Source organism: Pseudoalteromonas sp. CuT4-3, assembly GCF_035666335.1.
Classification (GTDB): domain Bacteria; phylum Pseudomonadota; class Gammaproteobacteria; order Enterobacterales; family Alteromonadaceae; genus Pseudoalteromonas; species Pseudoalteromonas atlantica.
In genome coordinates this window covers 2,133,901-2,159,499 of sequence record NZ_CP142030.1, presented here as the reverse complement: position 1 = coordinate 2,159,499, position 25,599 = coordinate 2,133,901, and the positions used below count along the sequence as shown (strand labels likewise).

General features: G+C 41.4%; 19 protein-coding genes. 14 read left to right on the top strand and 5 right to left on the bottom strand.

Translation table 11 applies throughout. The features are described from left to right. Positions 1-57: 57 nt before the first annotated feature. The 10 genes from VOI46_RS09845 (at position 58) to adk (ending at position 11,087) form a co-directional block, all read left to right on the top strand. On the top strand, positions 58-885 hold the full coding sequence (locus VOI46_RS09845; protein ID WP_086004333.1) for a DUF692 domain-containing protein: 828 nt from the start codon (positions 58-60) through the stop codon (positions 883-885). Positions 886-895: 10 nt separating this feature from the next. Beyond that, positions 896-1,648, top strand: a complete 753-nt coding sequence (locus tag VOI46_RS09840) for a putative DNA-binding domain-containing protein (protein ID WP_004588126.1) — start codon at positions 896-898, stop codon at positions 1,646-1,648. 72 nt (positions 1,649-1,720) lie between these two features. Next, complete coding sequence (locus tag VOI46_RS09835) at positions 1,721-1,843, top strand: hypothetical protein (RefSeq protein WP_004588125.1); 123 nt, start codon at positions 1,721-1,723, stop codon at positions 1,841-1,843. A 172-nt stretch (positions 1,844-2,015) separates the two neighbouring features. Further along, the gene (gene apt, locus VOI46_RS09830; RefSeq protein WP_004588124.1) at positions 2,016-2,561 is read left to right on the top strand and encodes an adenine phosphoribosyltransferase; all 546 of its coding nucleotides are present in this window, start codon (positions 2,016-2,018) and stop codon (positions 2,559-2,561) included. Positions 2,562-2,564: 3 nt separating this feature from the next. Then, a complete protein-coding gene (dnaX, locus tag VOI46_RS09825; RefSeq protein WP_004588123.1) occupies positions 2,565-5,033 on the top strand; it encodes a DNA polymerase III subunit gamma/tau in 2,469 nt (822 codons plus the stop codon). A gap of 59 nt (positions 5,034-5,092) precedes the next feature. Beyond that, a complete protein-coding gene (locus VOI46_RS09820) occupies positions 5,093-5,419 on the top strand; it encodes a YbaB/EbfC family nucleoid-associated protein (protein WP_004588122.1) in 327 nt (108 codons plus the stop codon). A 6-nt stretch (positions 5,420-5,425) separates the two neighbouring features. Continuing rightward, positions 5,426-6,034 carry a recombination mediator RecR gene (recR, locus tag VOI46_RS09815; RefSeq protein WP_004588121.1) on the top strand — a complete coding sequence of 203 codons (609 nt, stop codon included), beginning with the start codon at positions 5,426-5,428 and terminating at the stop codon, positions 6,032-6,034. A gap of 263 nt (positions 6,035-6,297) precedes the next feature. Further along, positions 6,298-8,202, top strand: a complete 1,905-nt coding sequence (locus VOI46_RS09810; RefSeq protein WP_004588120.1) for an MFS transporter — start codon at positions 6,298-6,300, stop codon at positions 8,200-8,202. 144 nt (positions 8,203-8,346) lie between these two features. Beyond that, a complete protein-coding gene (gene htpG, locus VOI46_RS09805; RefSeq protein WP_004588119.1) occupies positions 8,347-10,260 on the top strand; it encodes a molecular chaperone HtpG in 1,914 nt (637 codons plus the stop codon). Positions 10,261-10,442: 182 nt separating this feature from the next. Further along, positions 10,443-11,087, top strand: a complete 645-nt coding sequence (gene adk / locus VOI46_RS09800) for an adenylate kinase (RefSeq protein WP_004588118.1) — start codon at positions 10,443-10,445, stop codon at positions 11,085-11,087. 113 nt (positions 11,088-11,200) lie between these two features. On the opposite strand, the gene tpx is transcribed toward adk, so the two are convergent. Next, a complete protein-coding gene (tpx, locus tag VOI46_RS09795; RefSeq protein ID WP_004588117.1) occupies positions 11,201-11,788 on the bottom strand; it encodes a thiol peroxidase in 588 nt (195 codons plus the stop codon). Between the two features lie 216 nt (positions 11,789-12,004). Between tpx and VOI46_RS09790 the strand changes: the two genes are divergently transcribed. Then, positions 12,005-13,009: a response regulator gene (locus tag VOI46_RS09790; protein ID WP_004588116.1), complete on the top strand. Its 1,005-nt coding sequence runs from the start codon at positions 12,005-12,007 to the stop codon at positions 13,007-13,009. A gap of 3 nt (positions 13,010-13,012) precedes the next feature. Next, positions 13,013-13,984, top strand: a complete 972-nt coding sequence (locus VOI46_RS09785) for a diguanylate cyclase (RefSeq protein ID WP_004588115.1) — start codon at positions 13,013-13,015, stop codon at positions 13,982-13,984. A 151-nt stretch (positions 13,985-14,135) separates the two neighbouring features. On the opposite strand, the gene VOI46_RS09780 is transcribed toward VOI46_RS09785, so the two are convergent. The 4 genes from VOI46_RS09780 to VOI46_RS09765 all read right to left on the bottom strand — a co-directional run bounded on the left by VOI46_RS09780 (position 14,136) and on the right by VOI46_RS09765 (position 19,691). After that, a complete protein-coding gene (locus VOI46_RS09780; RefSeq protein ID WP_004588114.1) occupies positions 14,136-15,650 on the bottom strand; it encodes a SpoVR family protein in 1,515 nt (504 codons plus the stop codon). 17 nt (positions 15,651-15,667) lie between these two features. Beyond that, positions 15,668-16,951: a YeaH/YhbH family protein gene (locus VOI46_RS09775; protein ID WP_004588113.1), complete on the bottom strand. Its 1,284-nt coding sequence runs from the start codon at positions 16,949-16,951 to the stop codon at positions 15,668-15,670. Positions 16,952-16,977: 26 nt separating this feature from the next. Next, the gene (locus tag VOI46_RS09770; RefSeq protein WP_004588112.1) at positions 16,978-18,900 is read right to left on the bottom strand and encodes a PrkA family serine protein kinase; all 1,923 of its coding nucleotides are present in this window, start codon (positions 18,898-18,900) and stop codon (positions 16,978-16,980) included. A 209-nt stretch (positions 18,901-19,109) separates the two neighbouring features. Next, positions 19,110-19,691 carry a Fe-Mn family superoxide dismutase gene (locus VOI46_RS09765; RefSeq protein WP_004588111.1) on the bottom strand — a complete coding sequence of 194 codons (582 nt, stop codon included), beginning with the start codon at positions 19,689-19,691 and terminating at the stop codon, positions 19,110-19,112. 267 nt (positions 19,692-19,958) lie between these two features. Between VOI46_RS09765 and VOI46_RS09760 the strand changes: the two genes are divergently transcribed. After that, positions 19,959-20,297: a Grx4 family monothiol glutaredoxin gene (locus VOI46_RS09760; protein WP_004588110.1), complete on the top strand. Its 339-nt coding sequence runs from the start codon at positions 19,959-19,961 to the stop codon at positions 20,295-20,297. 844 nt (positions 20,298-21,141) lie between these two features. After that, the gene (gene gltB, locus VOI46_RS09755) at positions 21,142-25,599 is read left to right on the top strand and encodes a glutamate synthase large subunit (protein WP_004588109.1); all 4,458 of its coding nucleotides are present in this window, start codon (positions 21,142-21,144) and stop codon (positions 25,597-25,599) included.

Below are 25,599 nucleotides of genomic sequence, written 5' to 3'. Positions count from 1 at the left end.
AGGCCCTTTTTGTTTTAGGAGATAATGATGAGAGCAACACAAAACTCAGCATTTGGGATGGTGGGCTTAGGTCTTCGTCGAGAGATGCTTGATGAACTACTAGCGCATACACCAAAGCAAATTGATTTTATGGAAGTAGCGCCTGAAAACTGGCTTAAGCTCGGAGGGCGCTTTAAAAAACAATTTAAAACCTTAACTGACGCCAATAATTTTGTTTGCCATGGTTTATCGCTTTCTATCGGCTCGCCTGAACCTCTTGATATTGAATTTGTTAAATCGCTAAAAACGTTTTTTGATCAGCACAACATTAAACTATTCAGTGAGCACCTAAGTTACTGCTCTGGAAAAGGGCATATGTACGATTTAATGCCAATCCCTTTTACTGAAGATGCCATTGCACACGTTGTACCTCGCATCAAACAAGTGCAAGATATTTTAGAGCGCCAAATAGCCATCGAAAATGTCTCTTATTATGCGGCGCCTGGCCAGCAGTTATCTGAGCTTGAATTTACAAACACGATTTTAGAGCAAGCCGATTGTAAACTACTGCTTGATGTAAATAATATTTATGTAAATTCAATTAATCATGGTTACAACGCCGAAGCGTTTATATTAGGGTTACCTTCAAAACGCATTGCATATGGGCACGTAGCTGGGCACTACAATGAAGCCGATGATTTAATTGTTGATACCCACGGCGCTGATGTTATTGGCCCCGTATGGGACTTGCTTGATAAAGCGTACCAAGCGCATGGGGTGTTTCCTACCTTATTGGAGCGTGACTTTAATATTCCAAGTATAAATACACTAACAAAAGAGCTTGATATTATTCACGATTTACAAAATAAGCAGTTATGCGCATCGCCTTCTCAGCAATTAGCATAAAGGAAGAAATATGAGCTTTATTGACAGCCAAAATGAGTTTATGGCGCACATACGTGAGCCTGAGCATAATCCAAAGCCTAACGATATTGAAGATAGACGCATGGCGATTTACCGTGACTTATTTTTTAGTAATATTGCAGGGTTTATCTCATCTGGTTTTCCGGTGCTTAAAACTTTATATACACAGCAGCAATGGCAAAAATTAATACGGGCTTTTTTTAGTGAGCATGACTGTAAGTCGCCTTACTTTTTAGACATAGCAGGGGAGTTTATTAATTACTTATCGAGCAGCTATACCCTGCAAGAGTACGATTATGCATTTATGCTGGAGCTGGCACATTATGAGTGGATAGAGCTTGATGTTTCCGTGGCTAATGAAGATACCAATGAGCAACGCTTAAAAAGCACTGAACTAACCAGTTCTGCACTTTACTTATCGAGTGTAGCGCGTAATTTAAGCTACCAATATGCGGTGCAAAATATCAGCACAGAGTATAAACCCAGCACGCCATCTGAGGAGCCTAATTACTTTGTTGTATACAGAGATGATAACGACGACGTACAGTTTTTAGCTACAAATGCAATGACCGCCTTGCTACTTTCAATAATAGAATCTAATGCGGGCATTGACTTTGAGAGTGTATGCCAGCAGGTTTTAGTGCATGCGCCTAATTTTAGCGAACAACAAATTGCGCATGGTGCGTTAAGTACGCTTAATGCAATGTGCGAGCGCGGTATTATCGTGACAAAAAATCAACATTAAGGTCTTTATAGATGTTTTTACTTCGTCTATCATGGCAGCCTTATTTGTCGTGCTTAAAAAAAGGTTATACCAATGTCAGATGATAAAGACTTTAAAGATCCGTTTAACGCTACTTACTTTATTGCTTTTTTAGCAGTTTTTGTGGGTATTGGCTGTTTAAATGCGATTTTAGGCTGGATCACAAGCCTAACTTAAAGCTCCTTGCTCTATTAAGGCTGTTGTTTTTATCAGCCTTAAGCTTCTTTTCTTCCTCCACCCTTATAATTTTCATACCACCTCGGTATTAATAACAGCAAACTCGCATTTTAACGTCAGTTAAGGTTATAATCAGCTGCTTTGAAATATAAACTATTGAGCAATTAAACTTATGACTCAAGTAACACCCGCTATTATTAAAAACAGTATCGCAACCATTGCCGACTATCCTAAACCAGGCATTATGTTTCGTGATGTAACAACACTAATGGCAAATCCAGAAGCCTTTAAAGCAACAATCGATGCTTTTATAAACGAATATAAAAACCAAGGCTTTACAAAAATTATTGGTACAGAATCTCGCGGCTTTATTTTTGGTGCACCGCTATCTTACGCGTTAGGGATCCCTTTTATTCCTGTTCGTAAGCCAGGCAAGCTACCACGCGAAGTGATTCGCCAAGATTACCTACTTGAATACGGTGAAGACACATTAGAGCTTCATGTTGATGCTATTGTCCCAGGCGACAAAGTATTATTAGTTGACGATTTATTAGCTACCGGTGGCACAATTGAAGCCACAGCAAAGCTAGTTGCAAAATTAGGCGGCACAGCCACTGATGCAGCGTTTGTTGTTTCATTACCAGAGCTTGGTGGTGAGCAGCGTATAGAAAAAATGGGTATTAAAATCTTAAAACTGGTTGAGTTTGAAGGCGAGTAATTGATGAGTTATCAGGTTCTAGCGAGAAAATGGCGTCCGCAAACCTTTCATGAATTGGTTGGCCAGTCTCATGTAAAGCAAGCGCTTGTTAATGCGCTAACGCAAAATAGACTGCATCACGCTTATTTATTCACTGGAACCCGTGGTGTGGGTAAAACGACCATTGCGCGTATTTTTGCTAAAAGCTTAAATTGTGATGAGGGTATATCGGCATCTCCTTGTGGGCAATGTAGCAGTTGTACTGACATAGAAGCAGGGCGATACATTGACTTACTTGAAATCGATGCCGCTTCTCGCACCAAAGTAGAAGATACTCGTGAAATTCTTGATAACGTTCAATATGCACCCACGCGTGGACGTTACAAAGTATACCTAATAGATGAAGTACACATGCTCTCTAAGCATAGCTTTAACGCGTTATTAAAAACGTTGGAAGAGCCGCCAGAGCATGTGAAGTTTTTACTAGCAACCACTGATCCGCAAAAGTTACCTGTTACCATTTTATCACGCTGTTTACAGTTTAACTTAAATGCACTTTCGCAAAGCGAAATTAAAACTCAGCTTGAGCATGTACTTACTCAAGAGGAGTTAAACTTTGATAAAGATGCGCTAAGTATTATAGCAAAAGCCGCCGATGGCAGTATGCGTGACGCGTTGAGCTTAACAGATCAAGCTATTGCGCAAACCAACGGCGACATAAACAATCAAGCCGTACAAGCTATGCTTGGTTTAATGGACACCCATTACAGCCAAAGTTTGCTTGCTGCTTTGTTAGCACAAGATGGTGGCGCACTGATGGACGAAATAGCCCAAGTTGCGAGCCGTAATCCTAACTATATTGCACTACTTGATGATTTAATTGCATTAACTCATCTTATTCAATTAACTCAGCTTGTCCCGCAAGCAGCGCAACTTGATGATAAAAATGCCGATTATATTAGCCATGTTGCACAGCACACCCAGGCTCAACAAATACAGGTTTATTACCAGTTACTATTAAACGGTAAAAAAGACTTACAATGGGCGCCAGAGCCTCGTTTAGGCTTTGAAATGATAATGCTGCGCTTATTAGCATTTGAATCTGCAGGTACAACGCTTGCTCAATCGCTTCATGAGCCTAGTGTCACACCAAGTGCAGCCACGTCTGCGCCTACCAGTAGTAAAGGCCGTGCCGATGCGCTGCGTGATATATTAAATAAAAATAAAACACCATCGCAAGACGAAACCCCTGCTTCGCAAGCAATGGTTGAGAAAAGCCAAAACCAAAGTAATGCGCAAAGCCAAACAATTGATGAACCAGGAGAGCAACCGCCCACAGAGCAGCTAACACGCTCGCCAAGTGAGCAACACAGCAACAGCGTATCATCTGCGGCTCAAAGCCCGCAAAACGATATACCGAGCCCTGTGCGGCAAAGTGAGCACATTGCTAAGAGTGACGATGCTGCTGAGCGCCAAAGTGAAGACGATGCTTATCTGCAACACAGTAATATGGAGCAAAGCTTAGCCGCACAATTTGATGATGTTATGAGCAGTGCGGTGGATCAAGGTTATAACCCAGCACCTGTAGCGCAACACACACAACCCGCGCCTGAAAACGCCGATGCTAAAGATAGCAGTGTGCGTGAACAAGAAGCTCAAGCACAATCAGCAATTGCGCGAATTTTACGGGATAGAAATATATCGGGGGCAGGCAGGCTTTCTGGGGGGAGTGTAAATACCCCTGAGCAAGCGCAAACACCAAAAACACCTGCCCAAGCTACGCCTAACAGCGAAGCAAAGCCACACAATACAAGCCCGCAAGCGAGTGAGTCACAAAACGATTCACCGCCATGGCATGACCATGCGCAAGGCGATAGCGAAAAAAAGCCAACGCTCCCTGTAACAGGGAGCCAAACGCCAGCTGAGCCAGTAACGCAAAGCCAGCCAGCGCGTAAGGTTGATTTTAAAGAAAAGCATCAAACAATTACTGAAAACTTAGCGCCTGAGCTGCTGGAGCAAATTAATCCGCAAAAAAAGCCTGAGGTAATAGAGCAAGAGCCCGCTATACCGGTCCCAGATGATTTTCAAAGCCCAATTAGCGAGATTAAATTTGCGCATCAGCAAGATGAGTGGGCTTATTTAATTAAGCGTATGGGGCTTGGTGGGCGAATGCGCCAATTTGCATTACACTCGATTTTTACCAAGCAAGGCGACAGTTTACATATTGACGTGGATGAATCGCAAAAACACTTAGATACGCCCATGCTTAGGCAAAAGCTCGATGCGGCGTTATCAAGCATTTACGGGCATAACGTATCGCTGAGTATTAACTTTGCAAAAGGGGTGATTGACTCGCCTTATTTAATTCAGCAAAAAATAGATGCAGGGCGACACCAGCAAGCAATTGATGTGATCACATCTGATGAAAACATAGTACAATTTCAGCAGCTATTTAGCGCCGAAATTGACGAAAACAGTATTCAGGCATTGTAATTAAATACAATCGCCCTTATCTTCATGACAACTAGAGTTTAAAAGAAAGAGAGAAAATTATGTTTAAAGGTGGAATGGGTAACATGATGAAGCAAGCGCAGCAAATGCAAGAGCGCATGCAAAAAGCCCAAGACGAAATCGCGACAATGGAAGTTGTTGGCGAAGCCGGCGCAGGCCTTGTAAAAGTAACCATGCTTGGTAATCATAACGTGCGTCGTGTTGAGCTTGATGAAAGCCTTATGGAAGACGACAAAGACATGATTGAAGATTTACTTGCTGCAGCATGTAACGATGCTGTTCGCCGCGTTGCTGACGAAACGCAAGAGCGTATGGGCAAAGTAACTGGCGGTATGCAATTACCACCAGGTATGAAAATGCCGTTTTAAGCAAATATGCAACTTTCAGATAGTTTAACGCAGCTTATAGAAGCGCTACGTTGCCAACCGGGTATTGGTCCTAAGTCGGCTCAGCGCATTGCGTTTCATTTATTAGAGCGCGATCGTAAAGGCGGTACTCAACTTGGTAACGCATTGACCAAAGCCATGGGCGCGGTTGGGCATTGTCAGTCGTGCCGCACTTTTACTGAGCAAGCGCAGTGTGATATTTGCTTAAGTACAAAACGCCAAGACAGTGGTGTGCTGTGTGTTGTTGAATCGCCTACCGATGTGTTGGCAATAGAGCAAACAGGCCAATACCTTGGTTTATATTTTGTACTTATGGGGCATTTATCGCCAATTGACGGTATTGGCCCTAAAGAAATAGGCCTTGATATACTTGAACAAAAGCTCTCGCACGGCGGTATTAACGAAGTGATTTTAGCTACCAACCCTACGGTTGAGGGCGAAACCACTGCACATTATATTGCCCAGCTTTGCCATAAATATAAAGTAGGGGCCTCGCGTATAGCGCATGGTATACCTGTTGGTGGCGAGCTTGATTTAGTAGATGGCACAACGTTAATGCATGCATTTAGTGGCCGCCGAGCGGTTATGCAGGACTAACACAACTATCTGAAATCGTTTTAAAAGCCTACATAGTAAAATATGTGGGCTTTTTTGTGTTTGCTATTTAATTACCGTATAACGTGTGTGAGTTTGCCGGTAATCATATTAAATTAATAAATGAGTTAAACTTGGCAACGTTGTGTTATAAATTATTGACTAACAACAAGATAACGTGATAGTTGCACGGCTCACGCGCCTTAAAAATATCGCTCAAGTTGCTATAAAAACATCAGGAATTTATCTGATTAGTAAGGAGTACTATGCAAAATAATAAACACGACAATAAAGGCGGCTTACTCAGCAGTAAGCGCTTTTTACCGCTATTTCTAACGCAGTTTTTGTCGGCTATGAATGATAATGTGTATAAGCAATCCGTGCTTATATTGTTAGTGTTTCAAGCTGCAACCCTTGGCGATGGTGCGCTGTATTCAAACCTTGCAGCGGGCTTATTTATATTACCGTTTTTTTTATTCTCAGGAATGGCGGGTCAATTAGCCGAAAAAACAGAAAAATCAAAGCTGATCCGGCTTGTTAAATTTTGCGAAATACCGGTTATGGTTATTGGCGCAGCCTCTATTTTTACGCAATATGTGTGGCTAATGCTGACCACCGTGTTTTTTATGGGCTTGCAAAGTACTTTTTTTGGCCCGCTTAAGTATTCAATATTACCGCAACATGTGGCACCTAACGAATTAACAAAAGCCAATGGCTTGGTTGAGTCTGCCACTTTTGTCGCTATTTTAATTGGTACTATTTTTGGCACCTATTACATTACTCAAACAACAGGTCCAACAATTATTAGTATTGCCGTGTTGATACTTGCGGTACTTGGCTTTTTCAGCAGCCGCTTTATTCCTATAAGCCAAGCCAATAATCCTAATTTGCACTTTACCTATAATATTTTTTCATCCACTAAAAATGTATTTAAAGCGCTTAATGCTCAAACAGAATCGGTTGGTAAATCGGTGTTGGGTATAAGCTGGTTTTGGCTAATAGGCGCGGTTATTTTAACGGCATTACCTAATTACGTTAAGCATGTAATGGGTGGCGATGAACTCGTGGTAACCAGTGCGCTGGTGGTGTTTTCGCTAAGCATTGCCGTGGGGTCTTTGTTGTGCGAAAAGCTTTCGCGCTCACGTATTGAGCTGGGCATTGTACCTTTTGGCGCTATTTTAATTACGCTATTTTTGTATTTACTAAGCCAAGAGCCGGCTATTAGTGAATATATCGCGCCCTCTGAAAACTTATTAACCCTAAAGCAAGTGCTCAATACAGGCGACATGGTATGGCATTTTGTTTGGATGGCAGGTATTGGTATTGCATCCGGTTTTTATACTGTGCCGCTGTATGCGCTTATTCAACAGCGTACCGAGGAGGCAAGTCGTTCACGGGTGATTGCTGCTAATAATGTGCTTAATGCGCTCTTTATGGTTGGCAGTGCCATATTAAGTATTGTAACGCTCTTTGTTTTAGAGTGGCATATTTCGTCGTTACTATTGCTTTTGGCGGGGCTTAATTTGCTTATCTCTATTTATATTTACACTAAGGTGCCGGAATTTTTCTTGCGCTTTGTTATCTATATTTTAGCCATATGCATGTATCGCGTGCGCACAAAAAGGCATGAAAATATTCCAAGCGAAGGTGCAGCCGTTATTGTAGCTAATCATGTAAGCTTTGTAGATTGGATGTTTATTTTAGCCACTTCGCCTAGGCCTATACGCTTTATGGTGTTTGCTCCCATTTATTACTCAAAAGCGCTGCATTGGCTATTTAAAATGGCAAAAGCTATTCCAATTGATAGCGAAAAAGCCAACCCAAAGGCGTTTGCAAAAGCATTTGATGAGGTTGCCGCAGCGCTTGAACGCGGTGAGTTAGTTGGTATTTTTCCTGAAGGAAAACTAACAAGCAATGGTGAAATGGACATGTTTAGGCGGGGCATTGAGCGGATTATAGCGCGCACACCTGTGCCTGTTGTGCCCGTTCACTTAGATGGCTTGTGGGGCAGTATGTTTAGCCGTAAAGCCAAGTGGCAACTACCACGCCTTAAATGGTCTTTAGTCTCGGTGAGTGTGGGAGAGCCGATTGAAGCTGAGCAGGTAAGTGCTAATTATTTGCACGAACAAGTCAGCGCTTTAAAAGCCCAGCACGCTAAAAATACACCGTAATTAACTCTAAAAGCCACATTTTTATGTGGCTTTTTATTTATGTCAGCGCAAAAGCTGCTTTTTTAAATTTTTCCCTTGAAGTTACTCCACCTCACCCCATATTAAGTGCATAACGCAGACACTTTGCTAATTGGAGATACATAAATGACTGCAGCACAAAAAGAAACATTAGGCTTTCAAACAGAAGTAAAACAACTATTAAACTTAATGATTCATTCGTTATATTCGAATAAAGAAATATTTTTACGTGAACTTGTATCAAATGCATCAGATGCCGCCGATAAGCTACGCTTTTTAGCGCTTTCTGATGGCGACCTTTACCAAGGTGATGCCGATTTACGTGTACGTATTAGCGCAGATAAAGAAGCGAACACAATTACCATTTCTGACAATGGTATTGGTATGACGCGTGAAGAAGTGATTAGCTCTTTAGGAACTATTGCTAAGTCGGGTACTGCTGAGTTTTTCAAAAACTTAACCGGTGACCAAAGTAAAGACTCGCAATTAATTGGTCAATTTGGTGTTGGTTTTTACTCGGCATTTATTGTGGCTGATGAAGTGACAGTGCGCACGCGTAAAGCGGGTGAAACACAAGCGTACGAGTGGCAATCACAAGGTGAAGGTGAGTACACGTTACAAGAAATTGAAAAAGAAGGCCGTGGTACGGATATCATTTTACACCTGCGTGAAGAAGAAAAAGAATACGCGGATGAATACCGTTTACGTAGCATCGTTACTAAATACTCAGATCATATTTCTACGCCTGTACAAATGTATAAAGCAGAAGTGCCTGAGTCTGAAGGCGAAGACGGCGAAAAAATCCCAGCAGTTCCAGGTGAATGGGAAAGCATTAACCGTGCAACCGCTTTATGGACACGTGATAAGTCAGAGGTTTCTGATGAAGAATACAAAGAGTTTTACAAGCATGTAAGCCATGATTGGGAAGAGCCGCTAAACTGGGCGCACAATAAAGTAGAAGGTAAAACTGAGTACACAAGCTTATTGTATATCCCTAAAAAAGCGCCGTTCGATTTATGGAACCGTGAGCGCCAAAGTGGCTTAAAACTGTATGTTCAACGTGTCTTTATTATGGATGACGCTGAGCAGTTTATGCCAAGCTACCTGCGCTTTGTAAAAGGCTTGCTTGATTCAAACGATTTACCACTAAATGTATCGCGCGAAATTTTACAAGATAACAAAGTAACGCAAGCGATTCGTAAAGGGTGTACGTCTCGTATCTTAAAAATGCTAGAGCGTATGGCTAAAAACAAAGCCGAAGACTACCAAACATTTTGGAACGAGTTTGGCCAAGTAATCAAAGAAGGCCCAGCAGAAGATACAGCGAATAAAGAAGCCATTGCTAAATTGTTACGCTTCTCATCTACGCATACCGACTCAGAAACACAAGATGTATCGCTTGAGCAATACATTGAGCGTATGAACGATGAGCAAGATAAAATTTACTACGTGGTTGCTGATTCGTTTACAGCGGCTAAAAACTCGCCGCACTTAGAAATCTTCCGCAAAAAAGGCATCGAAGTATTATTACTAAGTGACCGTGTTGATGAGTGGATGATGAGCCACTTAACTGAGTTTAACGAAAAATCATTCCAGTCAATTACCCGTGGCGACCTTGATTTAGGTAAGCTTGACGACGAAGAAACGAAAAAAGCACAAGAAGAGTCTGAAAAAGAAGTAGAAGGCTTAATTGAGCGCATTAAAACAGCGCTAGGCGAAGAAGTTAAAGAAGTACGCTTTACGCATCGCTTAACAGACTCTCCTGCCTGTGTGGTTAGCGATGAGAACGACATGAGCTCGCAAATGCAAAAGCTTATGGAGTCAGTAGGGCAACCTGTACCAGAGGCTAAGCCAGTGTTTGAGCTTAACCCTGAGCATCAGTTAGTTAAGCACTTAAACGATGAGCAAGACGAAGATAAGTTTGCACAGTGGTCTCATGTATTACTAGACCAAGCTTTACTTGCTGAACGCGGTACATTAAAAGATCCTACCGGGTTCGTAACACGTTTAAACAAGTTAATGCTTGATTTAAATAAGTAAGGCTAACAGGCTCTTTTAATTGCTAAAAGAGCCTAAAATATAACCATAATTATAAAGGAAGCGTATGCTTCCTTTTTTTATGCGCTCTAAAGTAGGCAATTAGTATAAGTTGCTTGAGTATCTGCAGCGCTTGTGGAAGAATTCAGGCTTTAAAATAAATATCCATACTAGGGGACAATGATATGCGCATTATTCTTTTGGGCGCGCCAGGTGCTGGTAAAGGTACTCAAGCTCAGTTTTTAATGGACAAATACGGTATTCCACAAATTTCTACCGGTGATATGCTTCGTGCAGCCATTAAAGAAGGTACACCACTTGGCTTAGAAGCGAAAAAAGTAATGGATGCAGGTCAGTTAATTTCTGACGATATCATCATTGGTTTAGTGAAAGAGCGTATTGCTAAACCAGACTGCGAACAAGGCTTTTTACTTGATGGCTTCCCACGTACTATTCCACAAGCAGATGCTATGAAAGAAAATGGCGTTGTGGTTGATCACGTTATTGAGTTTGACGTTGCTGATGAAGTAATTGTTGAGCGTATGGGTGGACGTCGCGTACATCCTGGCTCTGGCCGTGTTTATCACGTTGTTTACAACCCACCAAAAGTGGAAGGTAAAGACGATGAAACAGGCGAAGAGCTTATTATTCGTGCAGATGACACGGAAGAAACAGTTCGTAAACGTTTAGCTATTTACCATGAGCAAACTATGCCATTGGTTGATTACTACCAAGCTGAAGCGCAAGCAGGTAACACGCAGTACCATAAAATTGATGGTACGCAAGCTGTTGAAACAGTAAGCCAGCAACTAGCAGAGCTTTTAGGTTAATATAATCTAAACACAGCTTAGGTATTAAAAAACCGCCCTTGGGCGGTTTTTTTGTATTTAGTAGCTTTTAACAATTTAAAATTAAACCACCAAAGGTCAACACGCCCTGTTACCTATAACGTTTTTAGCTTTTCTATTACTGGGTCGTAGTTTGGCTCGGTAGATAAATTAGACACGAGCTGTTTGTATATCACTGTATGGCTTTTATCTAAAATAAGCACAGCGCGAGTTAGTAGCCCCATATCTTTTATAATTAAGCCATATTTTTGGCCAAAGTCTCGCCATACAGAGTCAGAAAGAGCTGTTACTTTGTCGATGTTTTCAGCATTACAAAAGCGTTTTTGAGCAAAAGGTAAATCGGCACTGATGGTCAGTATTGCGATAGCAGGAAATTGCGTCGCTACTTTTTCATTAAAATGTTTGGTTTGTAAGCTACAAATGCCAGTATCTAAACTTGGCACTACGCTGATTAATACAGCTTGCCCTTTATAATCATTAAGATTTACAGGGGCAAAACCACCATCAACCACTTTAAAATTTGGCGCATTATCACCTACACTTACACCTTTACCTAACAAAGTGACAGGCTTACCCTGAGCAGAGACCTTACCTGCATCAAGCGTGTTTTCTGGGTACTGTGATGCGTGCCCAACTGAGCTTAAAGCCAGTGTGCTTAGTGCAAAAATAAGAGAGCGTACCATAGGTTATTTCCTTTTAAATTAACGCAATAGGTTTGAGTGTATTATACTCAATATCACTGACCAAGCGATTAAATATCACTGTAAAAGTAATAATAAGTTCTGTGATATATAAATTGTAAACTGCATGAACTTTTATTAACATGTAGTTACAAAATGTATCTTTAATAAAGTCATAAGGCCTATTGACAACATTGGGTTAAATAATAGAGAGATAGTATGTCAACATCCGTATTAATATGTGACGACTCAAAATTAGCGAGGCGCCAGCTAGCCCGCTCTTTACCAGATGACTGGGATATTAAAGTAGAGTTTGCTCAAGATGGTGTTGATTGCATCAAAAAACTAAAAATAATCGAGCCTGAAATCCTTTTTCTTGATTTAAACATGCCTGAAATGGACGGTTACGAAGTCCTTATGGCCATGAAAGAGCAAGGCCTTAATATTCTAACCGTGGTTGTATCTGGCGATATTCAGCCAAATGCGCACCAACGCGTACTTGAATTAGGCGCCATTGATTTTATCCAAAAACCTTGCTCACCTGAAAAACTTGCCGATATTATCGAGCATCATGGCATTAAAGATAAAGCCATGCGCGAGCGTCTTGCTCATTCTTTAGGTGAACAAGTAGACCCAGATGTGCGCGATATATACCAAGAGCTTACAAATGTCGCTATGGGCCAAGCAGGCGATTTGCTTGCACGGCTTTTGAATGTGTTTGTAGAGCTGCCAATTCCGAATGTGAATGTGCTTGAAGTTAATGAACTGGATATGGCGCTGCAGTCAATTGACAATAATGCTGCCACATCAGGGGTGTGCCAAGGCTTTATTGGCGGTGGCGTATCGGGCGAGGCATTACTTTTATTAAACGACTCAAGCTTTAAAGAAATTGCGTCACTGATGAATTACGACGGTGAGCTGAACGACAAAGTTGAGCTTGAGCTACTTATGGATATTAGTAATATTTTAATAGGCTCAATTTTAACGGGGCTTTCTAAACAGCTAGATATGTCTTTTAGCCAAGGTCATCCCATTGTACTTGGCCAACATCGCGATGTATCTGAATTGGTTAAATCAAATAAATCTCGTTGGCAAAGAACCTTAGCGATAGAAATAAGCTACGGCATCGAAAACCACGATATTAACTGCGATCTTATGCTGTTATTTACCGAAGATTCACTTAAAACTTTGAAATACAAAGTTGCTTACCTATTAGAAGACTAAGTTATGGCCGCTGATTTAGAAATGAATGAGATCCATTGGTTAATGGATATGTTTAACACGGTTGATGTGGGCCTGGTTGTACTGGATAGAAATTATAAAGTGTGTGTGTGGAATGGCTTTATGGAAAACCATTCTGGGCTATTACCAAGTGCTGTAAAAGACAAAGACCTATTTGATTTATTTCCTTCGATTGATGAGAAATGGTTTAGAAGCAAGTCAGAGTCTGTATTTGTACTTAAAAACCGCTCTTTTACTATCTGGGAGCAGCAACCTTACATCTTTCGTTTTAAAAACTACCGCCCCATTACCGGTAAAGCGGATTACATGTACCAAAATGCGACCTTTATTCCACTTACCAACACTCTGGGTGAGGTCAGTCATATTTGTATCATTATTTATGATGTTACCGATGTGGCAGTCAATAAAAAAGAATTAGAAGATTTAAATAAGCGTTTAGAGCAAGTAAGCCAAACCGACAGCTTAACGCAGCTGTTTAACCGTGGGCATTGGGAAAGCACACTGCACCAAGAGTTTTTGCGTGTTAAGCGCAGCGGTGGCAGCAGCACATTATTGATGTTTGATATCGATCATTTTAAAAAAATTAATGATGAGCATGGCCATAGTTGTGGCGATGAAGCGCTACGCCACCTTTCAGAACTGCTACGAACGACGCTTCGCGAAACCGATATAGCAGGGCGTTATGGTGGGGAGGAGTTTGTTGTTACTTTACTCGATACCGACAAGCAAGGCGCAGCAACATTTGCCGAGCGCATAAGAGCGTTAATAGAAGCCAACCCTTTTGTTTATAAAAACACAAAAATAGAGATGACTGTGAGTGTTGGTTTTGCAGGAAATAGCCCTGACTTTGCAAAACATGAGCGGTGGATTGAAGCCGCTGACAAAGCCCTGTATCACTCAAAAGAGCATGGCCGTAACAGAGTAACCGATTTTGAGGATATAAAAAATGACGCATAAGCGTCATTTTTATGCGCTGCTAAAATTAAGGCAGCGGTAATATTACTGCTAAATTAAAGTAACCAAGGATGCATCTAATTACGCTGCAAGCTTTGGCAGTAAATACTTAACAAGGGCTTGGTTAAAGTGCCGTTTTTATCAGCCGTTTTATTTACTCTGTAGTATGGCGAGTATCATCTGCTGGGCATTGGCCAAGAGTAGACACATCGCCTGTACTGGTCTCTTGCTCTAATTGAACCTTGAACCCCCATAACCTATACAGGTGTTTTAGCACTTCTTTATGCGAGTCAGCAAGGGGGATGTTATTGTGAGGAACATAACGCAACGTTAAAGAACGATCGCCTCTAACATCAACATTATATACTTGAATGTTAGGTTCGTGATTACTCAAGTTATATTGTGCTGAAAGCGCTTCGCGTACAGCCTGATAACCGCTATCATCATGTATTGCGCCTACCTCTAGATGTGGGTTACGGCTGTGATCGACAATAGTAAATAGCTTAAAATCACGAATTAACTTAGGTGATAAAAATTGGCTTATGAAGCTTTCATCTTTAAAGTTTTCCATCGCAAAATGCAGTGTGTCTAGCCAATTAGTGCCTGCATATTCAGGAAACCAGCGTCTATCCTCATCTGTTGGGTTTTCGCAAATACGGCGAATATCCACCATCATATTAAAACCCAATGCATACGGGTTTATACCTGAATAGTAATTGCTGTTATAAGGTGGCTGATAAACCACGTTGGTATGGCTTTGCAAAAACTCCATCATAAAGGAGTCGGTTAATTTACCTTCATCATATAAATGGTTCAAAATGGTGTAGTGCCAAAAGGTAGCCCAGCCTTCGTTCATCACTTGGGTTTGTTTTTGCGGATAAAAATATTGCGATATCTTTCGCACAATACGTATTATTTCTCGCTGCCAAGACTCTAATAAAGGCGCGTTTTTCTCAATAAAGTATAAAATGTTTTCTTGCGGCTCTTGCGGAAAATGCCTCTCTTGCTTTTTAGCTTCTTGCTGTTGAGCGGGGATAGTGCGCCATAGCTCGTTTACTTGAGATTGCATGTAGTCTTCACGCTCTTTTTGGCGTTTTTGTTCTTCAAAAAGGGAAATTTGCTGCGGGCGTTTATATCTATCTACGCCGTAATTCATCAATGCGTGACATGAATCAATTAAGCTTTCTACTTGTGTAATACCGTATTTTTCTTCGCAGCGGCTAATGTAATTTTTAGCAAACACTAAGTAATCTATGATGGAGTCTGCGTCAGTCCATGTTTTAAATAAGTAGTTTCCTTTAAAAAATGAGTTATGGCCATAACAGGCATGCGCCATAACCAGTGCCTGCATAGGGAGTGTGTTTTCTTCCATTAAATAAGCAATACAGGGGTTTGAATTAATCACAATTTCGTAAGCCAGCCCCATTTGCCCACGCTTATAATTTTGTTCGGTTTGTATAAATTTTTTACCATATGACCAATGGCTGTAGCCTATAGGCATGCCTACGCTTGAATAAGCATCCATCATTTGCTCAGCTGTTATTACTTCAATTTGGTTAGGGTAAGTGTCTAAGCGGTAATGCGCTGCAACACGGGCTATTTCAGTTTGATATTGCTCAAGCAGCTCAAAGGTCCAATCTGGGCCATCGCTAATTCGTTCAGTGCTCATAGTAAACCTCGCTTAGGCTAAGCAGCCCCTTGTTGTTGACGATTTTTTTTAAATAGCTCCCTAAACATAGGGTAAATGTCTTCAACACTTTGAATATGTTGTATTGCAAAGTTGCTATGGGTTTGGGTGATGTTTTGATATTCGCGCCATAAGCTTTGGTGCGCACGCGTGGTAATTTCTATATAGGCAAAGTAGCGTACCGCATTAAGTAGCTTATTGCGTAATATTTCACCGCAGTGTGGGGTGTCGTCTGCCCAGTTATCGCCATCAGATGCTTGCGCTGCGTATATATTCCATTGCTCTGAATCATAGCGCTCTTTTATTATTTCGTTCATTAATTTAAGGGCACTGGAGACAATAGTGCCGCCAGTTTCTTGAGAATAAAAAAACTCTTGTTCGTCGACCTCTTTAGCTTGTGTGTGGTGGCGTATATACACCACCTCAATGTCTTTATAACTTCGGGTCAAAAATTGATACAGCAAAATATAAAAACGCTTTGCCATGTCTTTTGTGGCCTGATCCATTGAGCCTGATACATCCATAATACAAAACATAACGGCTTTGCTGGTGGGGTGGGGGCGTTTTTCATAATTACGAAAACGTAAGTCGTAATTATCAATAAATGGTACGGCTTTTATTTGCTGTTTAAGTTGTTCAATTTCCTCTTGTAATAACGCAATGATGGCTTGGTCGCTGTCGGCTTGCTCACGCTCCATCGCAAGTTGGCCTTCAAGCTCTGCTAGGCGCCTTTTTTTACCCGCGCTCATGGCGACTCTTCTGGCGAGTGAGCCCTGTAATGAGCGTACTATATCAATATTACTGGGCATACCATCGCTACAAAAACCAGCCCGATGAGTTTTCATTTGTACAAGCTTATCTAGCTGGTTTTCTTGTAAGTTGGGCAGCTCTAGGTCTTCAAAGAGTAAATCAAGGTATTCATCTTTAGAAATAGAAAACACAAAGTCATCTTGGCCTTCGCCTGAATCACTTGCATCGCCATCGCCTGCGCCACCACCTTGGCCGCCTTTAGGGCGCTCAATTTTGTCACCTGTTGAAAATTGATCGTTGCCAGGGTGAACTTGTTCTCTGTCGCCCCCTTTGCCTTGGTGAAAAATGGGCTCGCTAATATCTCGTTGCGGGATAGATATACTCTCCCCTGAACTTGAGTCGGTAACGCTGCGTTTATTAACCGCATCAGACACTGCTTCTTTTATTTGCTTTTTATAGCGCCTAATAAAGCGCTGACGATTAAGCGTGCTTTTGTTTTTACCATTTAAGCGTCTATCTATAAAATGCGCCATACTGTTCCCCCTAAACTACATGAAGGTTACTGCGATTTTCTAACCCGTAAATACCACTCAGAAAGTAAACGCACTTGTTTTTGCGTGTAGCCTTTTTCAACCATGCGGTTAACAAAGTCCTCGTGTTTTTGTTGATCCTCAGCGGAGGTTTTTGTATTAAAGGAAATAACAGGCAGTAGATCTTCGGTATTTGAGAACATTTTTTTCTCAATCACAGTGCGTAGTTTTTCGTAGCTTGTCCATAACGGGTTTTTACCATTATTGTGAGCGCGTGCACGTAATACAAAGTTAACTATTTCGTTCCTAAAATCTTTGGGATTAGAAATGCCGGCGGGCTTTTCTATTTTTTCAAGTTCTGCATTTAACGAGGCGCGGTCAAATAACTGTCCTGTATCTGGGTCTCTGTATTCTTGATCTTGTATCCAAAAATCAGCATAAATCACATAGCGGTCAAAAATATTTTGGCCATATTCAGAGTATGACTCTAAATATGCGGTTTGTAGTTCTTTACCAATAAACTCAACATATTGCGGAATTAAATAGCCTTTTAAAAAACTTAAATAGCGCTCTTCCACTTCGGCGCTAAATTGTTCACGCTCTATTTGTTGCTCCAAAACATAAAATAAATGCACCGGATTAGCTGCAACCTCGGTAGTATCAAAATTAAATACGCGCGACAAAATCTTAAAAGCAAAACGAGTGGAAAGGCCGGTCATGCCTTCATCTACCCCTGCGTAATCACGATACTCCTGATAAGACTTTGCTTTAGGGTCGGTATCTTTTAGGGTTTCACCATCATAGACCCGCATTTTTGAGTAAATACTAGAGTTTTCAGGTTCTTTTAATCGAGATAGGGTAGTAAATTGCGCTAACGCTTTAAGCGTACCTGGTGCACACGGTGCACTGGCAAGTTCACTATGTTGAATAAGTTTGTCGTAGATTTTTATTTCTTCGGTCACGCGCAGACAATAAGGGACCTTTACAATATAAACACGATCTAAAAACGCTTCATTGTTTTTATTATTTTTGAATGTTTGCCATTCTGACTCATTTGAGTGGGCTAAAATCATGCCGTTAAAGGGCAGAGCGCTAATACCTTCAGTACCGTTGTAGTTACCCTCTTGCGTTGCGGTAAGGAGTGGATGCAGCACCTTGATAGGGGCTTTAAACATTTCTACAAACTCCATTAAACCTTGGTTTGCTAAACATAAAGAGCCTGAGTAGGCGTAGGCATCGGGGTCGTTTTGAGCAAAGTGCTCAAGCTGGCGAATATCTACTTTGCCTACCAATGCAGAAATATCTTGATTATTTTCATCACCGGGTTCGGTTTTGGCTATACCTATTTGATTTAAAATAGAGGGGTAGCGTTTGACGACTCTAAATTGGCTAATATCGCCGTTAAATTCTTTTAATCGTTTACCAGCCCATGGCGACATAATCGTTTTTAAATAACGTGGTTTAATACCGTATTCTTTTTCGAGAACGTTGGCATCTTCTACTGGGTCAAACAAACTGAGAGGGTGATCGTTTACCGGAGAGCCTTTAATTGAATAGATAGGCACTTGTTGCATTAAATATTTTAGTTTTTCTGCAATTGAAGATTTTCCTCCCCCAACAGGGCCGAGTAAATAAAGGACTTGTTTGCATTCTTCTAGGCCTTGAGCCGCATGCTTTAGGTAGGAGACAATTTGTTCTATGGCATCTTCCATGCCGTAAAAGTCTGCAAAGGCAGGGTAGCGTGCAACCACTCTATTAGAAAATAACCGGCTTAAACGTGCATCGGTTGCGGTATCAACCATTTGCGGCTCGCCTATTGCCATAAGTAAACGCTCAGGGGCGCTGGCATAAGCTGATTTGTCATTTTTACAAATTTCTAGAAATTCGCTAATGCTGTATTCTTCTTCTTGTGCTGCTTCGTATCGTGCTTGGTAGTGCTCAAAAATAGTCATAATAACCTCCGAAACCCGCTTTAAAAAGGTGCTTACTTTTTAAAGTTTAGTCAGAGATTGATATTTTTGTGCAATAAAATTAAAAATTTAAGTGAAAAAAGATCATGTGGCTAAATTAGCAATTTAGCGCGTATAAAGGCGGTTTTAATTTTATAAAGGCATAAAAAAAGACGCCGAGGCGTCTTTTTAAATCAGCGTATAATAGCTAATTAAGCGAAGTTAGCGTTCGCGAATTCCCAGTTAACAAGCGCCCAAAAACCTTTAAGGTAATCAGGACGAACGTTACGGTAATCTATGTAGTAAGCGTGTTCCCATAAATCCACAGTTAGGATTGGTGTAACACCTTCGTCTGTAAGCGGCGTTGCTGCGTTAGACGTGTTTACGATATCTAATGAACCGTCAGCTAGTTTAACTAACCATGTCCAGCTAGAACCAAAGTTATTAACCGCTTTGTCGTTTAATGCATCTTTAAACGCGTCAAAAGAGCCCCATTTAGCGTTAATAGCGTCAGCGATAGCACCTGTTGGCTCGCCGCCGCCATTTGGAGATAGACAGTTCCAGTAGAAAGTGTGGTTCCAAATTTGTGCAGCGTTGTTAAATACGCCACCTTCAGATGAACAAACAATCTCTTCTAAAGATTTATTTTCAAATTCAGTACCTGGAATTAAACCGTTTAATTTAACAACGTAAGTGTTGTGGTGCTTACCGTGGTGATACTCAAGAGTTTCTTGTGAAATATGAGGCTCAAGTGCATCAATTGCATATGGTAGTGACGGTAGTTCAAATGCCATTTTTTTATCTCCATCTTCTTTTGGTTGATAACTCGCTTGATAGTACGTAATGCCTGATAGAACAGACCACTTACCTATACCAAACGAAAATATAGTGTTACTATAATTGTTGAGTATTTTACTCAAGTTTAAGCAAACAGCAATGCTATTGCTAAAGACTATTTCAATTGCGGCTTTATTTGCCCATTTTAAGTTATATATCTGTGGCCACAATGATTTATTTTCAAGCCCTAGGTATATCAAGCTATCGTCATTTTGAGGTTGTAGATGGAAACCATTGATAAAATTAAACAGCAGATTTCAGAAAACCCAATTATCCTTTACATGAAAGGGTCGCCTAAATTACCAAATTGTGGTTTTTCTTCACAAGCGTCACAAGCTCTAATGTCATGTGGCGAACCATTTGCCTATGTTGATATTTTACTTAATCCAGATATTCGCGCTGAGTTACCAGCATACGCAAATTGGCCTACTTTCCCACAGCTTTGGGTTGAGGGCGAATTAGTAGGTGGTTGTGACATTATCATTGAAATGTTTCAACGTGGTGAATTACAGCCACTGATCACTGAAACTGCAGCTAAGTATAAAGAAGCTGACGCAGAGTAATTGCTACTTTGCTAGATTATTAAAGCCACGTTTTACGTGGCTTTTTTGTGCCTATTAACTTTCTTACGTCTTAATCTCTTGAACAGCCCATCAGTGGGTGATTATAACCATTAATCTGTGCTCAATAGTTAGCAAACTCAGCCCTTGCTCCTCGTTTAGGTGCACCTAGTCAGGATAAGTAAGCAACAAAGCTACTTATATAAGCGCGAATTTTAATTAAAATATGAGTTTTATATCAATGCGCAATAAGACGTAATCAATTTACGGGGCTAAATGTGTCGCTATTTGCGTTAAAGAATTCTTTTTCGAACAACCAAATAGCGAGTTTTTTGCCCTGCGATCAACACGCTTTTCCAGCCTTACAATAGTTCGCTCAATCAAGCGAATTGGTAATAAATAAAAATTCACTACATCTGCACTAAAAACGTCACAACAATTAATAACTATACTAATGAACGCTAAAAAAGCGTGATCCTAAGCCTCTAATTTATTTAAAACGCATTAAACTATCTAAATGTTAACTGAACCTGCGGGAAATTAGTGAATATTTATTCATGGACTTGGTTCTTTACGTTTACGTAAAGGGTATTGCTTTGGCGCCTTTGTTTTTACAAAATGTTAAAATTGACACCAGTGTCATGAAAAAATAACGCGCAAATAAGCGCTAATTGTTAAAACTTATGGGTAAAAAAGAAATCTTGCCATGAAGTGAGAAATATTCAAGAATGTGAATATGTATTCAAAATAATATTGACTCTATTTACTATAGAGGCTAGTTTTGTGCGTCTGTTAGCAAATCGTCGAGCAGTTCATTCACGTTAACAGTGCAGCAAGGGAGGGGTCTATGTTATACGACTCAACATTAGAAAAAGATAATTGTGGCTTTGGCTTAATAGCCCAAGTAAATGGTCAAGCTAGTCATCGGCTTATTCGTACAGCTATTACTGGACTTGATCGCATGCAGCACCGCGGTGGTATTTCTGCCGATGGTAAAACAGGTGACGGCTGTGGTTTATTACTACAAAAACCTGACAGTTTTTTCCGTGCTATTGCGAGTGAGCATAATTGGCACTTAGGTAAAAATTACGCCGTAGGCATGGTTTTCTTAAATTCAGATCCCGTTTTAGCACAAGCTGCAAAACAGGTTTTATGTGAAGAATTAGAACAAGAAACACTTAAAATACTCGGTTGGCGTGAAGTGCCTACTGACCCTTCAATGCTAGGGCCAATTGCTACACAGCAATTACCTGGTTTTGAGCAAATTTTTGTTAGTGCGCCTGAAGGTTGGCGTTCTAAAGATTTAGAGCGACGTTTATATGTAGCACGTCGCCGTGCAGAAAAGCGTTTAGCAGAGGATGAGTCGTTTTATATTGCGAGTTTATCGGGGTTAGTGACTATCTATAAAGGCCTTATGATGCCTGCAGATTTGCCTAACTTTTATTTAGACTTAGCTGATATTCGTATGACCAGCGCTATTTGTGTATTCCATCAGCGTTTTTCTACTAATACTCAGCCGCGTTGGCCTTTAGCACAACCATTTAGGTATTTAGCGCATAATGGTGAAATTAATACCATTGAAGGTAACCGCCAATGGGCTCGTGCACGTTCGTATAAGTTTTCATCGCCACTTATTCCTGATTTACAAAGTGCAGCGCCGTTTGTAAACGAAACCGGCTCTGACTCTTCAAGCTTAGATAACATGCTGGAGCTGTTTTTAGCAGGTGGCATGGATTTATTCCGTGCTATGCGTATGCTTGTGCCACCTGCATGGCAGAAAAACCGTGCTATGGATGATGACTTACGTGCATTTTACGACTTTAACTCTATGCACATGGAACCGTGGGATGGCCCTGCGGGCATTGTTATGTCTGATGGGCGTTTTGCAGCCTGTAACCTTGATAGAAATGGCCTGCGTCCAGCGCGCTATGTTATTACTCAAGATGGCTTTATTACACTTGCCTCTGAGGTAGGGATTTGGGATTACACTGCAGATGAAGTGGTCGAAAAAGGCCGTGTAGGACCAGGTGAGCTGTTAGTAATTGATACTAAATTAGGCAAGATTTGGCACTCAGACGAAATCGACCAAGATCTAAAATCGCGTCATCCTTATAAGTCATGGCTTGAAGAAAACGTTAAACGTTTAACCCCGTTTGAAGAGCTTACCGAGCAAGATGCGGGTAATCGCTCATTTGATGACGAAACACTTGCTAAATACCAAAAAATGTTTGGTTACACTAACGAAGAGCTCGATAGTGTTATTCGCGTAATGGGTGAAAACGGCCAAGAAGCAACTGGCTCTATGGGTGATGACACGCCATTTGCAGTACTAAGCGAAGGGCATCGTTCATTGTACGATTACTTCCGCCAAAAGTTTGCACAAGTGACTAACCCGCCAATCGACCCGCTGCGTGAAAACCACGTAATGTCACTGGCAACGTGTATTGGTAGTGAGCAAAACGTATTTAATGAAACCACAGGCCACGCTAAGCGCCTACAGTTTGATACGCCAATTTTAATGTATGCAGACATGCAGCAGCTACTAAATGCCGATGACGAGCATTACAGCTACTGTAAAATTGATATTACATACACAGCAGAGGAAGGTTTAGAAAAAGCGGTTGCACGTATTTGCGACGCTGCACAAGAAAAAGCAGCAGCCGGCTGTGTAATGCTTATTTTATCTGACCGTAACTTTAGCGAAACCCAATTACCAATTCCTGCTGCTATGGCGGTAGGTGCTGTACAAAAACGTTTAGTAGATAATAACTTACGTTGTGAGTCTAATATTATTATTGAAACGGGTAGCGTACGCGATGCACACCAATTTGCCGTATTACTTGGTTTTGGTGCAACCGCAATTTACCCATACCTTGCATACGAGTCACTGGTTGCGATGAGCGACAGTAAAGTGATTGATAAATCGTACTGCGAAGTGACGCTTTCGTACCGAAAAGCCATTAATAAAGGCTTGTACAAAATTATGTCTAAGATGGGCATAAGCACAATTGCATCGTACCGTTGTTCAATGCTTTTTGAAGCGGTTGGTCTATCTGATGCTATGGTAGACATGTGCTTTAAAGGTGTGGCAAGTCGTATTAAAGGCGCCTGTTTTAGCGATTTTGATATTGATCAGCAAAAGCTACATAAACTTGCTTTTAGTAAGCGTAAGTTACTGAGCCATGGCGGTTTATTAAAATACGTTCACGGTGGTGAATACCACGCTTACAACCCAGATGTTATTCAAACGCTACAAAAAGCCGTACGTTCAGGCGATTATAAAGACTACGCAGCCTATGCTGATTTAGTTAATAACCGTCCTATTGCAACGCTGCGCGATATGTTAGCGCTTAAATTACCCGAAAAAGGCATTAGCATTGATGATGTTGAGCCGGCTGAATTTTTATACCAGCGCTTTGACTCTGCAGCTATGAGTATTGGTGCACTTTCGCCAGAGGCGCATGAAGCGCTTGCCATTGCAATGAACCGCTTAGGCGGGTGTTCAAATTCAGGTGAAGGTGGCGAAGATAAGCTGCGCTACAACACCGAGAAAAACTCACGTATTAAACAAGTTGCCTCGGGTCGTTTCGGTGTAACGCCGCACTACCTTCGTAATGCGGATGTAATTCAAATTAAAGTGGCGCAGGGTGCTAAACCTGGCGAAGGCGGGCAGTTACCAGGCGAAAAAGTAACGCCGTATATTGCAAAGCTTCGTTATTCGGTACCCGGTGTAACATTAATTTCACCACCACCGCATCACGATATTTACTCAATTGAAGATTTAGCCCAGCTAATATTCGATTTAAAACAAGTAAACCCAGAAGCGATGATATCGGTGAAGTTAGTATCTGAGCCGGGTGTAGGCACAATTGCCACAGGTGTAGCTAAAGCGTACGCCGACTTAATTACCATCTCAGGTTACGATGGTGGTACCGGGGCAAGCCCATTAACGTCAGTTAAATACGCGGGTAGCCCGTGGGAGCTTGGCCTTGCAGAAACCCAGCAAGCGCTTGTTGAAAATGGTCTTCGTCACCGTATTCGCCTGCAAACAGATGGTGGTTTAAAAACAGGTTTAGATATCATTAAAGCCGCTATTTTAGGTGCAGAGAGCTTTGGCTTTGGTACAGGCCCAATGGTGGCGCTAGGTTGTAAATACTTACGTATTTGTCATTTAAATAACTGTGCGACCGGTGTTGCAACGCAAGATGAAACACTTCGTCAAAAGCATTACCACGGCTTACCAGAAATGGCGATGAACTACTTTAAGTTTATAGCCCAAGAAGCACGTGAAATTATGGCAAGCTTAGGTGTTGCTAATCTAACTGACTTAATTGGTCGTTTAGACTTATTAGAAGCGATTGAAGGTAAAACAGCGAAGCAAAAGAAAATAGATTTATCGTCTGTAATTGCTCAGCCAAATAACCCAACGGGCGAAACCTTATTTTGCAGCGCACCAAATAGCTCGCATTATTTAGGTGAACTTAACGAAACGTTACTAGGTAAAGCGCAACAAGCGATTGATACCTCATCGGGTATTTCGCTCGTGAGCCGCATATGTAATACAGACCGTTCAGTGGGCGCAATGCTGTCGGGTTACATAGCCTCTAAGCACGGCAATCAAGGTATGGCTGCAGATCCAGTATCTATTGAACTACATGGTACAGCAGGGCAATCATTTGGTGTTTGGAATGCCGGTGGCCTTGAAATGACCCTTATTGGCGATGCAAACGACTACGTGGGTAAAGGCATGGCTGGTGGTAAGCTTGTTATACGCCCACCACTGGGATCATCGTTTGAAAGTCATAAAGCAACCATTGCTGGTAACACATGTTTGTACGGTGCTACGGGTGGTAAGTTATTTGCCGCAGGCTGTGCTGGTGAGCGTTTTGCAGTGCGTAACTCTGGCGTGCAAGCCGTTGTTGAAGGCGTAGGTGATAACGGCTGTGAATACATGACTGGCGGCGTTGTATGTGTGCTAGGTAATGTAGGCGTTAACTTTGGTGCGGGTATGACAGGTGGTTTTGCTTATATTTTAGATGAGCGAAGTGACTTTGAAAAACGCATTAATCCAGAGCTTGTAGAAGTAGTAACACTTGATGATTTAAGTTCGCACCAAGAGCATCTGCGTGGCCTAATTGCCGAGCATTTAGAGCTAACGGGTTCATGTCGAGCAGAAACCATTTTAGCTAATTTTGAACTGTACTTACCTATGTTCAAACTAGTTAAACCAAAATCAAGTGATGTAAAAAGTTTACTCGGGCACCGCGCTCGCAGTAGCGCAGAACTTCGTGTTCAAGCGCAATAA

What these genes read in the sequence shown, in the direction of transcription:
- VOI46_RS09775 (WP_004588113.1), bottom strand. Translation starts at nt 16,951, where the DNA reads ATGGCGCATTTTATAGATAGACGCTTAAATGGTAAAAACAAAAGCACG.
- VOI46_RS09760 (WP_004588110.1), top strand. Translation starts at nt 19,959, where the DNA reads ATGGAAACCATTGATAAAATTAAACAGCAGATTTCAGAAAACCCAATT.
- VOI46_RS09785 (WP_004588115.1), top strand. Translation starts at nt 13,013, where the DNA reads ATGGCCGCTGATTTAGAAATGAATGAGATCCATTGGTTAATGGATATG.
- VOI46_RS09820 (WP_004588122.1), top strand. Translation starts at nt 5,093, where the DNA reads ATGTTTAAAGGTGGAATGGGTAACATGATGAAGCAAGCGCAGCAAATG.
- VOI46_RS09790 (WP_004588116.1), top strand. Translation starts at nt 12,005, where the DNA reads ATGTCAACATCCGTATTAATATGTGACGACTCAAAATTAGCGAGGCGC.
- VOI46_RS09810 (WP_004588120.1), top strand. Translation starts at nt 6,298, where the DNA reads ATGCAAAATAATAAACACGACAATAAAGGCGGCTTACTCAGCAGTAAG.
- VOI46_RS09835 (WP_004588125.1), top strand. Translation starts at nt 1,721, where the DNA reads ATGTCAGATGATAAAGACTTTAAAGATCCGTTTAACGCTACTTACTTT.
- adk (WP_004588118.1), top strand. Translation starts at nt 10,443, where the DNA reads ATGCGCATTATTCTTTTGGGCGCGCCAGGTGCTGGTAAAGGTACTCAA.
- tpx (WP_004588117.1), bottom strand. Translation starts at nt 11,788, where the DNA reads ATGGTACGCTCTCTTATTTTTGCACTAAGCACACTGGCTTTAAGCTCA.
- VOI46_RS09780 (WP_004588114.1), bottom strand. Translation starts at nt 15,650, where the DNA reads ATGAGCACTGAACGAATTAGCGATGGCCCAGATTGGACCTTTGAGCTG.
- VOI46_RS09845 (WP_086004333.1), top strand. Translation starts at nt 58, where the DNA reads ATGGTGGGCTTAGGTCTTCGTCGAGAGATGCTTGATGAACTACTAGCG.
- VOI46_RS09770 (WP_004588112.1), bottom strand. Translation starts at nt 18,900, where the DNA reads ATGACTATTTTTGAGCACTACCAAGCACGATACGAAGCAGCACAAGAA.
- htpG (WP_004588119.1), top strand. Translation starts at nt 8,347, where the DNA reads ATGACTGCAGCACAAAAAGAAACATTAGGCTTTCAAACAGAAGTAAAA.
- VOI46_RS09840 (WP_004588126.1), top strand. Translation starts at nt 896, where the DNA reads ATGAGCTTTATTGACAGCCAAAATGAGTTTATGGCGCACATACGTGAG.
- dnaX (WP_004588123.1), top strand. Translation starts at nt 2,565, where the DNA reads ATGAGTTATCAGGTTCTAGCGAGAAAATGGCGTCCGCAAACCTTTCAT.
- gltB (WP_004588109.1), top strand. Translation starts at nt 21,142, where the DNA reads ATGTTATACGACTCAACATTAGAAAAAGATAATTGTGGCTTTGGCTTA.
- recR (WP_004588121.1), top strand. Translation starts at nt 5,426, where the DNA reads ATGCAACTTTCAGATAGTTTAACGCAGCTTATAGAAGCGCTACGTTGC.
- VOI46_RS09765 (WP_004588111.1), bottom strand. Translation starts at nt 19,691, where the DNA reads ATGGCATTTGAACTACCGTCACTACCATATGCAATTGATGCACTTGAG.
- apt (WP_004588124.1), top strand. Translation starts at nt 2,016, where the DNA reads ATGACTCAAGTAACACCCGCTATTATTAAAAACAGTATCGCAACCATT.